A 16,156-nucleotide genomic window follows, 5' to 3' on the forward strand; every position below is an offset into this window, starting at 1 on the left:
TCAGGCGTTTATAGGGCGGTTCCAGAGGGCGTGCCGAGCCGGACCGGCTCGGAGCTGCGTCAGCGAAATCCGAAGTTCACGCATCGCTTCAGCGCTGCGTGACCGTCCTTGAAGCACTCCGCGCCTGCGAAAGGTCTGCCATGCATATCGTCTTCACCGACCTCGACGGCACCCTCCTCGACCACGAAACCTATTCCCTTGAACCCGCCCGTCCGGCGCTCGCAGCGCTGAAGCAGCGCGGCATTCCGCTCATTCTGGCGAGCAGCAAGACCGAAGCCGAAATGCGCCCGATCGCCGCCGATATCGGCATTGACGACCCGATGATCGTCGAGAATGGCGCAGGCGTCGTCAATCTTCCCGATGGCGCGGCCGGCGAGGACGGCGTCTACGCTCGACTGCGCGCCGTGCTCGACGACATGCCGCGTGACCTGCGGCAGAACTTTGCCGGCTTCGGCGATTGGAGCGACGAAGAGGTTGCGCAGAAGACCGGAATGCCGCTCGAGACGGCGAGGCTCGCCCGCATGCGACGCTTTTCGGAACCCGGTCTCTGGAACGGCAGCGAAGACGAGCGCGATGCCTTCCGCGGCATCCTCGATCAACACGGCTTTCAGGCTGTGCAGGGCGGACGGTTCTTCACCCTGATGCCGAAGACTTCCAAGGCCGATGCCATGCGGAAGGTGGCTGCCCTCTACCGCGAAATGAGTGACGAACCGCTCGTCACCGTCGCGCTCGGCGACGCGCCCAACGATGCGGCCATGCTGGAAGCGGCCGATATCGGGATCATCATCGCCAATCCGGCCCATGCCGCCCTGCCGGAAACCGCCCGAGAGCGGGCCGGCTTCATCCGCCGCTCCGAAAAACCGGGACCGGCCGGCTGGAACGACATGATACTGCAATTATTGGTATAATAGTTTTCGCAAGGGCCTTCCCCAGGCCGAATCAGAACAGGAGCGCCCGCATATGGCTGACTTTCATCAAAACGGCGTCGTCGCCACGCTTCACAATCTGCGGGAGCGCTCGCTGCACCGCGTCGAACGCGAACTGACGAGCTTTTCGGCGACCCGGCCGATCACGCTGATACTGCCCTCGCTGTTTTCCGAGCTCGAGGCCGAGGCGCTGGACAATATCGTCAATCACCTTACCGAGGTGCCGTACATCTCCAATATCATCATCGGTCTCGATCGTGCCGATGAGGAGCAGTACCGCTTCGCGCTGAATTACTTCAAGCGCCTGCCGCAGAGCCACGTCGTCTTGTGGAACGACGGGCCGCGGATGAAGGCAGTGCATAACCGGCTGGACGATGCGGCGCTGGCGCCGAAGGAACCCGGCAAGGGCCGCAATGTCTGGTATTGCATCGGCTATGTTCTCGGCGCCCGCAATTCCTCCGTCGTGGCGCTGCACGACTGCGACATCGTCACCTATTCGCGCGAAATGCTGGCGCGACTGGTCTATCCGGTCACCAACCCCGCCTTCCCTTACGTCTTCTCCAAGGGCTACTATCCGCGCATCGCCGATGGCTCGCTGAATGGCCGCGTCACCCGCCTTCTGGTGACGCCGCTGCTGCTGAGCCTCGAGAAGACCATCGGCCATCAGCCTTATATCGACTACCTGAAGGCCTTCCGCTATCCGCTCGCCGGCGAGTTCGCCATGCGCACCCACATCCTGCCCGATATCCGCATTCCGTGGGACTGGGGTCTGGAGATCGGCGTTCTGTCAGAGCTCTGGCGCAACTATTCCAACACCGCCATCTGCCAGGTCGACATCTCCGACGCCTATGACCACAAGCACCAGCCGCTTTCGGCCGAAGACGCCAAGGCCGGGCTGTCGCGCATGTCGACCGATATCTGCAAGGCGGTGTTCCGCAAGCTCGCCACCGACGGGGTCACCTTCTCGCAGGAGACGCTGCGAACGGTGAAGGCGGCCTATTTCCGCACCGCCCTGGATCTTGTCGAAATCTATCACAACGATGCCCGGATGAACGGCCTTTCGACCGACCGTCACAAAGAAGAACAGGCCGTCGAACTTTTCGCCAAGAACCTGATCGACGCCGGCAATTCCTTCCTGGAAGAGCCGGACGCCACCCCGCTGATGCCGCGCTGGAACCGCGTCTTGAGCGCCATTCCGGACATTCTTGACGAAATGCAGGCTGCCGTGGCCGCCGACATGGCGGAATACGGCTGAGACGAGGGTTTCCGGCAGAACGGTCACAAATCCATTACGCAGCAGTAATAGTTTCCATTCGTCCAATCGCCGTATTAATCTCAGGCTGGTTGTATCCTTTTGGGAGCTCTCGTGATGTCCAATACGTTTTTCGACCATTCCGCCGACTTCGGCCGCCGTCATTTCCTCACGCTTTCGGCTGCCGCCATCGCTTTCGCGACGGCGCTGCCCGGCATCTCCGCGGCAGCGGATTTCGACCAGGCGCTTGTCGACGCCGCCAAGGGCGAAGGCACGCTGAACTCGATTGCCCTTCCGCCGGACTGGGCCAATTATGGCAAGATGATCTCGACCTTCGAGGAGAAGTTCGGCCTCAAGGTCAACAACCAGTCGCCGAACGCCTCCTCGGCGCAGGAGCTGCAGGCGATCCGCTCGACCAAGGGCCAGTCCCGCGCCGTTGACGTTGTCGACGTCGGTTCCTCCTTCGCGCTCGCCGGCACAAAGGAAGGCCTGTTTGAGCCCTACAAGGTCTCGACCTGGGACAGCATCCCGGCCGAGATGAAGGATGCCGATGGCAACTGGTACGGCGACTATTTCGGTGTGATCTCGTTTGTCGTGAACACCAACATCGTCAAGAACGTCCCGCAGAGCTGGTCCGACCTGCTGAAGCCGGAATACAAGGGTCAGATCGCGCTGAACGGTTCGCCGATGGGCGCTGCCGCCGCCTTCTCCGGCGTCTGGGCAGCGTCTCTGGCCAATGGTGGTTCGCTTGACGATATCGAGCCCGGTATCAAGTTCTTCGCCGAGCTTTCGAAATCCGGCAACTTCATTCCGGTTGACGCCACGCCGGCGACGCTGCAGAGCGGCCAGACCCCGATCGTCATCGACTGGGACTATCTGAACCTCGGCTACCAGAAGCAGTTTGCCTCGACCACGCCGCTTCAGGTCGTGATCCCCTCCGACGGCGTCTTCGGCAACTATTATGCCCAGGCGATCAGCGCCTTTGCCGCCAATCCGTCGGCCGCCAAGCTCTGGGAGGAATTCGTCTACTCCGACGAGGGCCAGCTCATCTACCTTGAAGGCTTCGCCCACCCTGCCCGCTTCAACGACATGGTCGAACGCGGCGTCATCCCGGAAGAGCTGATGAACGCGCTGCCGCCGGCCGAGCCCTATCAGCAGGTCAAGTTCCCGAACTCGGACCAGTCGGAAAAGGCGCAGTCGACGCTCCAGGCCAATTGGCAGAACGAAGTCGGAAACTGAGCAGATGGCCGACAGTCATCTGCCGGCCAGCGCCGCCCTTCCGGGCGGCGCATCCGACGGCCACTATCCCGAAAAGCCGGCAGTGCGCAGGCGGCAGGGGCTCGCCTCCCTCATCCCCTGGTTCTTCATCGCGCTCTTTTTCCTCTTCATCACCGCATTCCTGATCCTGCCGTCGATCACCGTTCTTCTCGGCGCCTTCTTCGAAAATGGTGCACCGACGCTGAAATTCGTCCGCCAGATCTTCGGGCGGCACTATCTCCACGCCTATATCGTCACCACCGAGCTTGCCGCGCTGACCGCCCTGATCGCGACCGTCGCCGGCCTGGTAACGGCCCATATCGTGCAGATGCGCGGCACGCCCCAATGGGTGCGCACCGGCATCACCTCGTTTTCCGGCGTCGCGGCGAACTTCGCCGGCGTGCCGCTGGCCTTCGCCTTCATCTCGACGCTCGGCACGCTCGGCATGGTCACCGTCTGGCTGAAAGTGATCGGGATCGATATCTACAGCCAGGGCTTCTCGCTCTTTACCTTCACCGGCCTCACCATCACCTACCTCTATTTCCAGGTTCCGCTGATGGTGATCGTGATCACGCCCGCCGTTCAGGGCATGCGCAAGGAATGGCGTGAGGCCTGTGACAATCTTGGCGGATCGTCCTTCACCTACTGGCGCAGGATCGGCATCCCGATCCTCACGCCGCCGACGCTTGCCGGCTTCATCCTCCTGTTCGGCAATGCGTTTGCCTCCTACGCCACGCCCTATGCGCTGACTTCGGGCCTCATCCCGCTGGTACCAACCGAAATCGGCAATCTGCTCTCCGGCAATGTCATGGCCGCACCCCAGCTCGGTCAGGCGCTGGCGCTCGGCATGATCGTCGTCATGGGGCTTGCCATGCTCCTCTACTGGCTGCTGCAGAAGTGGGCTTCGAAATGGCGATAGCATCCCGCGCCGCAAGGCAGGCGAAACTTCATCGCGATCGGCCGGGCCTGCTCGCCTGGTTCTGGCTTGTGGTGGTCGCCGGCTATTTCATCCTGCCGCTGATCGCCATGGGAATGTTTTCCTTCTGGGCCGGCGGCTCGAACTACAACTTCAGCGCCTATGTGGCATTGTTCCAGGACGGCGACATGTGGCGCTCGCTTACCTTGTCGCTCAGGCTCGCGGTCGAGACCATCGTCATCACTCAGGTGCTGCTGATCCCGACGGTTCTGTTCGTGTCGCTGCGGGCGCCGAAGTTGCGCCTTGTGCTGGAGATGATCTCCAACATGCCCTTCGTGGTGCCAGCCATCGTCCTGGTGGCGGGCCTTTCGGCGCTCTACCGCGGCCCGTCCTGGTTCGTCTCTTCGCCGGAGTTCATGATCCCCGGCTATGTGATCCTGGCGCTGCCCTATACCTATCGTGCGCTCGACGTCGGTGTGCAGGCACTTGATGTGAAGACACTGACTCAGGCCGGCCTCAGCCTTGGCGCCTCCTGGACGCAGATCTTCCTTAGGGTGATCATCCCGAACCTGCGCAGCGCCATCATCGGCTCGACGCTCCTGATGCTCGCCATCGTGCTCGGCGAATTCACCTTCGCGAATGTGCTGCTGTTCAACACCTTCGCCGTCTATATCAACTATATCGGCCAGACCTCGGGCACGGAGGCTGCGGCATTGTCGCTGTTCTCCTTCCTGTTCACCTGGCTTGCGATGCTCGGCATCATGATCACCGGCGCCAAGCGCGGTGGCCGCTGAAGGAACTGCACCATGGCAAACCTCACCGTCAGACAGGTCAACAAGTCCTATTCCGGCCGACCGGTTCTGAAGAACATCGATGCCGAGCTGAAGTCCGGCGAACTCGTCACGCTTCTCGGTCCTTCAGGCTGCGGCAAGACCACGCTTCTCAGAATCATCGCCGGGCTGGAAAACACCGATAGCGGCGAGATCCTGCTCGATGGCACCGATATCGCCGGCCTCGCCGCCAACCGCCGCAACATGGGCATGGTGTTCCAGGCCTACAGCCTGTTTCCGAACATGACGGCTGCCGAGAACGTCGGTTTCGGGCTCACCGTGCGTGGCCAGGGCTCCACCCGCATCAAGGCCCGTGTCGGCGAGTTGCTCGACCTTGTGGGCCTTACCGATTTTGCCCACAGCTATCCGCACCAGATGTCGGGCGGCATGCAACAGCGCGTGGCGCTGGCGCGTGCGCTTGCGATCGAGCCGAGCCTTCTGCTGCTCGATGAACCGCTGTCCGCACTTGATGCCAAGGTCAGGGTGCAACTGCGCGAAGAGATCCATCGTATCCAGAAGGAAACCGGCATCACCACCATCTTCGTCACGCATGACCAGGAAGAGGCGCTGTCGATCTCCGACCGGGTCGCGGTGATGTATCAGGGCCGCATCGACCAGTTCGCCGCCCCTGCCGATATCTACTACAATCCCGCCACCCGCTTCGTGCTGGAATTCATCGGCACCTCGACCCGCCTCGACGGCAAGGTCATAGACGGCCAGTCCGGCGTCATAGACCTCGGCGGCCACCGCTTTGCCCACGAGGAGGCCAGAGGACTCGGCTCCGGCGAAGCGGTCTCCGTCTATGTACGCCCGGAAGCCTTTGCGCTTGCCGAACCCGACGGCGCCTCGGCCTTGCTCGGCAAGGTCAGCGATCGCACCTTCATGGGCGCCAATACCCGTGTCGAAGTCACGCTTGGCGACCGCCGCAGGCTCGTTGCCGATATGCCGAGCACCGATGCCCGCCATCTTCCAGACGGCGCCGAGATCGCGCTGAGTTTCAGGCCCGATCACGCGCATCTGGTCAAGGGTGATCCGGCGTCCGGCCAGTGACCGCCGGAGCTTTGCCCCAAACACAAAAAGGCGCGGCCCCGGAGGGACGCGCCTCAGTGTGTTGACAAACCTTTCCTTAAACTCGGCGTCATCCTCGTGCTTGACACGAGGATCCAGGCAGTGTGGCAAGGGCGCGCGATAAGTCTTCGGCAATTCAATGCGTTAATCCGCCTGGATGCTCGGATCCAGTCCGAGCATGACTCCTGTGGGGAGGCTCGCGGCGGGATCAACATACGCCTCCAAGGGTTTGCCAGTGTTCTGAGGCGCGGCCCCGGAGGGACGCGCCTTTTCTTTCGGCCAGATATCTCGAACTAGTCGAGCATATAGGCAATGACCGAATCGCCTGGCGTGGTGCCGAGCGAGCCGTGGCCACCGGCTGCAATCACGATATACTGCTTGCCGTCTTCGCCGCGATAGGTCATCGGCGTGGCCTGGCCACCTGCCGGAAGGTGATGCTTCCACAGCGTATTGCCGGTCTTCATGTCATAGCCGCGGATCGTGTCGTCGAGTGCGGCGCCTGAGAAGGCGACGCCACCGGCCGTCGTCAACAGGCCACCATGAGCGAGCATGCCCATCTCGAACGGGATCGGGAACTTCACCCCAGCGATCTTCTCGCCGGCGACCGTACCGTTGCGATACTTCCAGGCGGTCTTGCCGGTCGTGAGATCGACGCCGACGCGCACGCCCCATGGCGGGGTATTGCACGGAAGTGCCAACACCGGCGATTCCATGTGCTTGATCGAGACCGCGTAAGGTCCGCCGAGGTTCTCGTTGCCGGGCTTCGATTCGCCGCCGGCACCGCCGGAGGAGAACATGCGCTTGTCGAGGTCGTCCTCGGGGCGCGGCACGAGGTGATAGACATAAGGCAGGAACTGCGGCGTCGCGATCATCCACTTGTTGACCGGATCGACCGAGACCGAACCCCAGTTGAACACACCGATATTGCCCGGCCAGACGATCGAGCCGTCAATGGTCGGCGGCGTGAACGGATTGCCGTCATAACGGTTGGAGCGGAAGGTGGTGCGGCAGACCATCTGGTCGATCGGCGTGACGCCCCACATGTCGCTTTCCTTCAGCGGTGCCGGCGTGAAGGAGAGCGACGACATCGGCTGAATCGGCGACAGATTCTCGTTCGGAATGTCGGTTTCGGTCGAAACCTTCATTTCGTTGACCGGCAGGACCGGCTTGCCGTCGCGGCGGTCGAGAACCCAGACATTGCCGCCCTTGGTGGGCAGAACGACCGAAGGCACGTCCTCGCCATCATGCGGCAGCGTCATCAGCACCGGCTGGGACGGATTATCGCGATCCCAGAGGTCATGGTAGGAGGTCTGGAACGTCCAGATCAGCCTGCCGGTCTTCAGGTCCAGCGCGGCGAGCGCATCGACGAAGCGCTGGTCTTCCTCCGAACGGAACACGCCGACCTGGTCGGGGCTCTTGTTGCCGAAGGGAATGTAGACCATGCCGAGGTTTTCATCGGCCGAAAGCTGCGTCCAGGCGACGGCCGAGTTCGGCTCGTAGAGTTCACCCGGCTCCAGCGGAGACGTGTCCTCCGGCTTGCCGGCATCGAACTTCCACACGACGTCGCCGGTGCGCACGTCATAGGCGCGGATCACGCCCGACGGATTGTTTTCGTAGTAGTTGTCGGCAATGGCGCTGCCGAGGATCGCCAGATCCTCGGTGACAAGCGGGGCCGAGGTTTCCTGGTAGGTGGCGCGCTCAAGGTTGGGCATCTGCGCCTTGAGGTCGACGAAGCCCTGATCGCCAAACGTCTCGCAAAGCGCGCCGGTATCGGCGTTCATCGCGTAGAGGCGGGCATCGACGCTGGTGGCGATGATGCGGCGCGGGCATTCGGCAACGGCATCGGCAATCGCCTGGGCCTTTTCCGGATCCGTGCCAGCCGGAGCGACATAGCCGGTGGAGTCGTTATAGGAAACGCCACGGCAGGTCTGGTGCTGATACTGGCTGTCGCGCTCCATCATCGGGTCGAACTTCCACACCAGCTTGCCGGTTTCCGGCTGCAGTGCTTCGACGATGTTGTGCGGGGTGCAGAAATAGAGCAGGCCGTTCACCTTGATCGGCGTCGCCTCGAAGGTGTACTCGCCCGAATCCTGGTCCGCCTGGCGCAGATCACCAGTGTGATATTCCCAGGCAACCTTCAGGTTCTTCACCGTGTCGGTGTTGATATCGTTCAGGGCCGAATAGCGCTGGCCGAGATTGGTGCCGCCATAAGCGACCCAGTCGTCGGCGGGATAGGCCACACCGGAGGGATCCGTCGAGGCGTCGGCGGAGGCCGTCTGCTGCGGGGCGAGATCACCCTTGAGCATGATCGGGTCCATGAACCAGGATACCACGCCGAGAACGACGATGACGGCAATGACGGCACGCAGCACGAACGGTCCGTTGGAAAGCGCCGGCGACCAGAGCTTCGCGGGACGATCCTTGAGGCCACGCACCACGAAAGGCAGTGCCAGCCAGATGCCGAGGAAGGTGATCAGCGCGCCGCGCGGAATCCACTGCCACTTGTCGAAGCCGACTTCGTAGACTGTCCAGATGAAAGTGAGAACAAGGGTGAGAGCATAGATCCAAAGACCGGCCTGGCGGCGCAGCATCAGGAGAATGCCGGAAATGGTGAGCCCGAGGCCCATGATAACGTAGAAAGGCGTGCCGCCGACAAGGGCAAGCTTGCATCCGAAGTAGAGGATGACAAGGCCCAGCAGAGCGGCAACAGCCCCACTGATACGAGAAATCATTGATTATATCCTTTGTCAGGATTTGATGATCATCAATTGATGGAAGCGCCGGGAGGAAGCGCTTTAGAATGGCTGGGAGGAGCCACTTCTCGTCATTTATCCCTGTATAATGCAGGCTTCAAGCAACCAAAGGTAGCGTAAACGCTGTGTTCACACCGCCGAGGCAACGGTCGACACTTTTGACGCTCGTCAAAAAAGACATTGCAGCGGTGCCCAAACAGATCCAGGGCCGGAACGAAGGTCCCGGCCCTGGTTTGTGCGGTCTCGCTTATGCGGCGCCTCAGAAGTCGTACGAGAACCGCAACATGCCGGAATTACTCGACGTGTTTTCCGAGAAGGCTCCGTCATATTCGGCGCGCAGATGCATGCCGTTGCCGAGATTGGTCAGTTCCGCGCCAAGGCTGATCCGGCCGAAGACACCATCCATCGGCAGGGTGACATCGAAGGTCCCTGCTCCGGCTGGCGCCGCGGTGAAGCGGGCCTTCGTGGTCCAGTCGTCACGCGACGAGAAGGTCACGCCCGCCCGCGCATAGCCGCGCAGCTGGTAGGTCTCCGACAGGGCGAAGCGCGATCCGATCTCGAAGGAGGGCGATGCCATGATTGCCCACTGATCGCTGTCGTCCACCGTCTGGTTGAAGACGCCCGCCCCGGTTTCGGTGTAGCCGCCGGCATTGGCGTAGATCAGGTCGATATCGACATAGGGCTTCGCATAGAAGCTGTCCTGCGCGAAGGTGTAGGCCACGCGCCCGCGGGCGGCGAAGGTCGACACGTCGCTAGAGCTTGTCGCCAGCCCACCTGCCGAGCCGAGGATCGACTGGCGGCTGTTGTCGAACGAGCCGTAGCTGCCGGAAAGCGCGCCGGCGAACGTCCAGGGGCCCGGATTGTATTTGAGGCTTGCCCCGACCGCGAAGGTGTCGCCGTTGACCGAGGTGCGGCCGTCCGCGCCGTTGATGTTGCTGTTCTCGTAAGCGGCCGTCAGCCCCATGAAAAGATCATCGGCAATGGCGAACTGTCCGCCAAGCGCATAGCTATAGGTGGTATCGTCATAGCCGCTGACGCCATCGATCGTGCCCTGATTGAAGCGCTGGCCGCCGAACTGCGCCCAGATGCATTCCGTCTGGACAATCATCGCCGTCGGGCCGTCGAAGACCGGGCAGCTCATCAGCCGGTCGAGACGCTGCTGCGCCATCGAGGCCGACTGCGCCGCGGGCACCGCCGGCATTGGCGAATGGATTGCGTCGATGGCATTGGCAAGTCCGCCGCCGCCGGCCCTGGCGAGCTCGGCAAACGCCGTGCCGAAGCCCTCGCCGCCCGCGTCCCAGACCCTCTGGAAATAGTTGGCGATGCGGGCGCGGTTACCGGTCAGGCCGAAGCGCGAGCCGTCGAAGTCGGCATCCACCGACAAGGCCAGCGAGGAGCCCTCCTCCAGAACCCGGTAAGTGAAGATGTCATGCAGCTTGCCAGTCAGCGTACCGGTGCGCGCGCCATCCACCGTGAGGAAGGACAGCTTGCGCGGCAGAAGCGAGATCGGCGCGACGTCGAGCGTGCCCGAAAGCGTCGCATCCTGCTGGAGGATGAGCTGGTCGATCCTGTTGTTCTCGAAATCGGCATCGACCACCAGCGTGCCGCTGTCTTCCTGCCGGAAGTCACCGGTCACGCGGGTCTCGCCGATGCCGTTCTCGTCGCCGACGAAGAGCTGGCCGTGGTTGACCACATTGGCCTGCAGCGTTTGCGCGCCCCGGCTTATGCCGAAATTGTTGAAGGTGCCGGCGTTGTAGGGCACAGCGATGAACGCGGTCGAGGCGAAACTCTGAGTCGCAAGGTCATATTCATCGCCAGCGCCCGAGCCGTTGCCGTCGGCGTTTTCCAGCAGGACATCGCCAGCCACGACGCCGTAGCTGTAGATGTCGAGCCTGCTGCCGTCGGCCGACGACCTGTCGCCGACGAAACGGACCGCCGTGCCGGAATAGGCGCTGACCATGGCCCCGTTATCGACGAGCAGCACGTTATCGCGTCCGCCGCTGACGAACACGCCGGCGCCCTGATTGGTGCCGCCGCCGACCGTGCCGCCAACCTCGATGCTGATCGTGCCGAGATCGGACGCATCGGTGCTGGCAGCGCCCTGGCTCTGCGCGAAAATGCCGATGCCGTTCGAACCGATCGCGTTGATCTCGCCGCTCTGGACCACGTTGACATCGCCGCCGTGACCATCGCCGAACAGGCTGGTCGAGCCCGCGAACGCGCCGGAACTGTCGCCGCCGAACCCGCCGCCGCCGCCGATCGACTGCGCGACGATGCCGAAAGCGTCGACGCCGGAGACGTTGATCGTGCCGTCGAACTGAACGCCGACATCGCCGCCGTCGCCGCTGCCCTCGATACTGTCGAACTTGCGGTCGAGCGAGAGCGTCGAGGTGGTCGCGTCGCCGGCAATGCCGCCGCCGCCGCCGACCGACTGGGCGACGATGGCATGCGCGCCGCTGCCATTGGTTTCGATATAGCTGCCATTGCCGGAGATGATGGTGACATCGCCGCCATCGCCGCCGGCCCCGCCAAGGCCGCCAAGCCCGAGCGACAGGATGACATCGGACGCGCCGACCGCGCCGATGCCGCCGCCACCGCCGACCGACTGGGCGAGCACGCCGAAGGCGCGGCTGCCATTGGTGGTGATGTTGAGGCCGGACTGTATGTTGACATCGCCGCCATGAGCGCTGCTTCCGCCCGTTCCGCCGACCTGCAGCTGCAGCGTCGCATCACGCAGGCGATAGGAATCCTGTCCGCTGCCGATCGCGCCGAGCCCGCCGCCGCCGCCGACCGACTGGGCAATGAGGCCGATCGCGTCATTGCCATAGGTCGCGATGTTGGCCGTGCCGCCATTGACGGTGACGGTGTCGCCATCGGACCCCTCCCCGCCATCGCCGCCGAAATTGGCGCCGAGCACCAGCGCGCCGAAGGGATTGTCGGTCGCATCGCCGCCGACACCGCCGCCGCCGCCGATCGATTGCAGCAATGCCCCATGGGCCATCACGCCGTTGGTGACGATCGCATTGGCGTTTTCGAAACTCGCCGTCACCGTGCCGCCATCGCCGCCGTCGCCGCCCGTGCCGCCGAGCAGAAGGTTGGCTTCGCCGGTCACCCGCCCGCCGGGGATTGTCGCCGCGCCGCCGAGGCCGCCGCCGCCGCCGATCGACTGGGCCATGATGCCGATCGCGTGATCACCGTAGGTGCCGATCGAGCCGCCGAAGGTGAGATCAATCGCGCCGCCAACACCGCCGGTACCGCCCGCGCCGCCGATGCCGACATTGCCCTGATAGGTCTGGTAAAGCAGCGAGAGGTTGGAGCCCGCCGCGACATCATTGCCGGCAACCGAGCCGCCGATGCCGCCCCCGCCACCGATCGACTGCGCCGCGATGCCGATGGAGCCGACGCCGGTCGTCGTGATTGTGCCATAGTCGGAAATCGTCACGTCGGAGCCGTCGCCGCCGAGGCCGCCCTTCAGCCCGAGCGTCATGGACAGCGAGCCGGTCACCGTCATCGGCGTTCCGCTAACGCCGACCTTGCCGGAAATGCCGAAGGCGCTGCCCTGCGAGGTGCCGCCGCCGCCGCCAATCGACTGCGCCACGATGCCGTGGGAATTGTCGCCCGAGGTTGCGACGCCGGCGCCATTGGCGAGCGTCACCGTGACATAGTCGCCATCGCCGCCCGCGCCGCCATCGCCGCCGAGCTGCTTCTTGCCGGTGAAGCCGGCGAGGCCGAACGAGGCCGAGGCCCCTGTCGAGGCCCGGCCGGCATTGCCGCCGCCGCCGCCGATCGATTGCGCCACGATGCCATCGGCATTGTTGCCGCTGGTTGTGACCGAGGCCGTGTCGTTGAGCGCCACCGTGACGGTGTCGCCCTCGCCGCCGGACCCGCCCTGGCTGCCGAGCGTCTCGCCGAAGGATGCGGTAAGCACGCCGGCGCCGAGGCCGCTGGTCATGGCATAGGTCCAGGAATTGCCGCCGGTGCCCCCGCCGCCGCCGATCGACTGGGCGAGAATGCCGTGCGAGCCGTCGCCGCCGGTCACGACGCCGGTCGCGCCGTTGAGTTCGACATCGACATCGCCGCCCTTGCCGGCCGCGCCGCCGTCGCCGCCCGCAGACAGGGTAAAGCTCATCGAAACCGGCACTTCGACCGGAATGACCTGGGCAATCGCCGCGGACATGGCCCGCCCGCCGATGCCGCCGCCGCCGCCGATGGATTGCGCGATGATGCCGATCGAATCCGAGGCGTCGTCGCCGGCCGCGCCGGTGGAAATCAGGCTGTCGGTCAGACTGACATTGACGCGGTCGCCGTCGCCGCCCTCTCCGCCCGTGCCGCCAAGCGAGAATGTCGAGGCGAAGACCAGTGATTCATCCGCGCCATAGGCCGCGCCGCCAATGCCGCCACCGCCGCCGATCGACTGGGCGACAATGCCGTTGGCATTGGAGCCGAGCGTCGAGGCCTGCAGATTGCCGAAGGCGACATCGACCCTGCCGCCGGTGCTGCCGTCGCCGGCATCGCCGCCGACCGTCAGCTGCGCCACCGTCAGAACGGCCTCGCTCACCGCATTGCCGCCGGTGCCCCCGCCGCCGCCAATGGACTGGGCGAGAATGGCCGAGGCATTGTCGCCAGCGGTGCTGACGAGCGGCGCGCCGGTATAGGCCCCGGTGTCGAGATTGCGGTTGCCGACGGAGACATGGCCGCCATCGCCGCCGATCCCGCCGCTGCCACCGACGCCAACGCCGATCAGCACGCCGAAATCGAGCACATCGCCGCCATCGCCGCCGCCGCCGCCGATCGACTGGGCGGAAAGGCCATAGGAGAAATCGCCGCCGGTATAGATCGAGCTGTCTTCGAGGAAGGCCTGCACTTCGCCGGCATCGCCGCCCTCGCCGCCCTGGCCGCCGACGGAAATCAGGCCGAAGCCGCCCGCCCCCGCGCCGCCGCCGCCGCCGATCGATTGCGCCAGGATGCCTGTCGAGGCGTCGCGGTTGGTCTGCACGGAACCGCGATTATAGACCTGCACGAGGCCCCCGGCCCCGCCGCCGCCGCCGGTTCCGCCGACGATGAGCTTGCCGCCGCCAAGCGTGCCGGCAGCACCCCCGCCGCCGCTGATCGACTGGGCAATGATGCCGCGTGAACCATAACCGAAGGTGGCGATGGTACCGGTATTGGTGACCGAGACATCGCCGCCATTGCCGCCAAGGCCGCCATCGCCGCCGAGACTGATGATCGAGGCGACCGGCAGGTCGCCGGCCCCGCCGCTCCCGGCGATCGACTGGACCAGCATGCCGGGCGCCAGATTGCCGGAGGTATAGAGGAGGCCGACATTGGTTGCGGTGATCGCGCCGCCGTCGCCGCCCTGGCCGCCCGCGCCGCCGGCCCCGAGCACGGTGATGAAATCGCCGCCGGTGCCCCCGCCGCCGCCGATCGACTGCAGCGCGATCGCCGCGGAATAATCGCCGGAGGTCTCCGTTGCCGTGCCGCTGTCAGCCGTGAAGGTAATGCGCCCGCCATTGCCGCCGACGCCCCCGCCGCCGGTCTGTCCCACAAGCGCGGTGTTGTCGCCGCCATCGCCGCCGGTCCCGCCGATCGACTGGGCAAGGAAGCCATAGGCGGAGGTTCCCGAGGTGGTGATCGTCGCGGTATCGTAGATGCCGACGGAAACGCGGCCGCCATTGCCGCCATCGCCGCCGGAACTGTCGCGCGAGCCATCCTCGCCATCGCCGCCGTCGCCGCCCCGGCTCATCAGGACAACGCCCGAGATTTCCTCGCCCTGGGTCGAGATCCCGGCGCTGCCGCTGAGTTCGGCCTTGCTGATGCCCGCGACATCGCCGCTCGTGTCGCCGGCATTGGCGCCGTTGCCGCCCTTGTTGCTGCCGGGCGCCTTGCCGCCGTCGCCGCCCTGGCTGATGGCGACCACCGCGCCGGAAAGCCCGTCGACGTGGTTGTCGGAGACGATATGGATATCGTTGTTGACGTAGACCTCGACCTGGTAGCCGGCCTCTCCCTTGCCGCCCTCATCGCTGTTGTCTTCGGAATCGCGGCCATCGCCGCCCTTGCTCAGCGCGTAGATGCCGCGCACGCCGTCATCGGAGCCGTTGTGGTCGTTCCAGTAGATGTCGATCGTGCCGTTATTGGTGACGACGATATTGCCGCCCGTGCCGCCATTGCCATTATCATGGCCGCCCTTGTTGCCTTCGGCGATCGCGGCAATGCCCCAGCCGAAATCGCGGCCATCGATGTGGGCGCTGCTCGTGCCGAGCGTGATCGCGCCATTGTTGACGATGGCCATATCCTTTGCGTCGCCGCTACTGCCGCCGCGCTGGTTGCCGACCGTCGAATCCTGGTCGCCGCCCTTGCCGGCATGGGCGAGCGCATAGATGCCCGCGCCGCCGTTCGGCAGCGCCTGCTGCAGCGAGATGGTGGAATTGTTCTCGATATAGATCGTGCCGCTGTCGCCGCCGCGTCCGCCATCATCGCCGCCGGCGCCGGTATCGTCCTCGTCGCCGCCGCCATGACCGCCGAGGCTCTGGACGAGAATGCCGTAGACCTCGTCATTCGAGGATCCGGCAATGGTGATCGGGGCGTAGTTGTAGACCGAGAGATTGCCGCCATCGCCGCCATCCGTATGGCCGTCATCGTCGCCGTCGCCGCCGCTGGAGGAAAGCGCCAGACCATAGCGGCCGTCATCGCCGATGGTGATCGTGCCGTAATTGTCGAGCCGGTAGTCGGGGCCATCGTCGCCGTTGCTGTCGTCGTCGCCATCATCGCCCTCGCCCACAAACGGGTAGCTGGCGCTATAATTGCCGGCCGAAATGGTGCACGAGCCGGCATTGTCCGGGGACGGGCAGAACACGGTCTGCGCCCCGGCCGTCGGCGCCATCAGCAGGGCGAGCGCGGAAACTGTCGACAGAAAAGCCGAGACCTTGATTGCTCCCCTCATCCCGTTAGCGCGCAATCCGTCGCGATCGGACCCCATACGCTTCCAATCTTTGGTCATGAACCCATCCCCGTTGCATAAACTGACAAAACCGGCGCATTGCGACTGCGGAACAAGACGGCCGCGGAGGACCTGGCAATCGTCAAGCTCTTCGCGGCTATAAGCCGGCTGGCGGTAAGTCAACGCGAACTCGATGAAACGGTCGTTTGGCTAGATG

8 protein-coding genes are annotated in these 16,156 nt (G+C 64.4%); 6 read left to right on the forward strand and 2 right to left on the reverse strand.

The window, feature by feature from the left end; genetic code table 11:
- Positions 1–140: 140 nt before the first annotated feature.
- From TM49_RS19090 to TM49_RS19115, 6 genes are all read left to right on the forward strand, one after another.
- Positions 141–908 (forward strand): HAD-IIB family hydrolase, encoded by a 768-nt coding sequence (locus TM49_RS19090; RefSeq protein WP_045685515.1) that lies wholly within the window; start codon positions 141–143, stop codon positions 906–908.
- A gap of 52 nt (positions 909–960) precedes the next feature.
- A complete protein-coding gene (locus tag TM49_RS19095; protein ID WP_045683579.1) occupies positions 961–2,181 on the forward strand; it encodes a glycosyltransferase family protein in 1,221 nt (406 codons plus the stop codon).
- Positions 2,182–2,295: 114 nt separating this feature from the next.
- A complete protein-coding gene (locus TM49_RS19100) occupies positions 2,296–3,417 on the forward strand; it encodes an ABC transporter substrate-binding protein (RefSeq protein WP_045683581.1) in 1,122 nt (373 codons plus the stop codon).
- Positions 3,418–3,421: 4 nt separating this feature from the next.
- Positions 3,422–4,354: an ABC transporter permease gene (locus TM49_RS19105; protein WP_052699946.1), complete on the forward strand. Its 933-nt coding sequence runs from the start codon at positions 3,422–3,424 to the stop codon at positions 4,352–4,354.
- Positions 4,345–5,145, forward strand: coding sequence for an ABC transporter permease (locus tag TM49_RS19110; protein WP_045683583.1), 801 nt, complete (start codon positions 4,345–4,347; stop codon positions 5,143–5,145). Before TM49_RS19105 ends, TM49_RS19110 begins: the two co-directional genes overlap by 10 nt.
- Positions 5,146–5,157: 12 nt before the next feature.
- Entirely contained in the window at positions 5,158–6,231 is a 1,074-nt protein-coding gene (locus TM49_RS19115; RefSeq protein ID WP_045683585.1) for an ABC transporter ATP-binding protein, read from the forward strand.
- A gap of 311 nt (positions 6,232–6,542) precedes the next feature.
- Here TM49_RS19115 and TM49_RS19125 read toward each other — a convergent pair whose 3' ends face one another.
- Positions 6,543–8,981: a membrane-bound PQQ-dependent dehydrogenase, glucose/quinate/shikimate family gene (locus TM49_RS19125; RefSeq protein ID WP_045683589.1), complete on the reverse strand. Its 2,439-nt coding sequence runs from the start codon at positions 8,979–8,981 to the stop codon at positions 6,543–6,545.
- 280 nt (positions 8,982–9,261) lie between these two features.
- Entirely contained in the window at positions 9,262–15,999 is a 6,738-nt protein-coding gene (locus TM49_RS23725; protein WP_158498669.1) for an autotransporter outer membrane beta-barrel domain-containing protein, read from the reverse strand.
- Positions 16,000–16,156: the final 157 nt, after the last annotated feature.

Origin of the sequence: Martelella endophytica, from assembly GCF_000960975.1 — a bacterium.
Classification (GTDB): Bacteria; Pseudomonadota; Alphaproteobacteria; order Rhizobiales; family Rhizobiaceae; genus Martelella; species Martelella endophytica.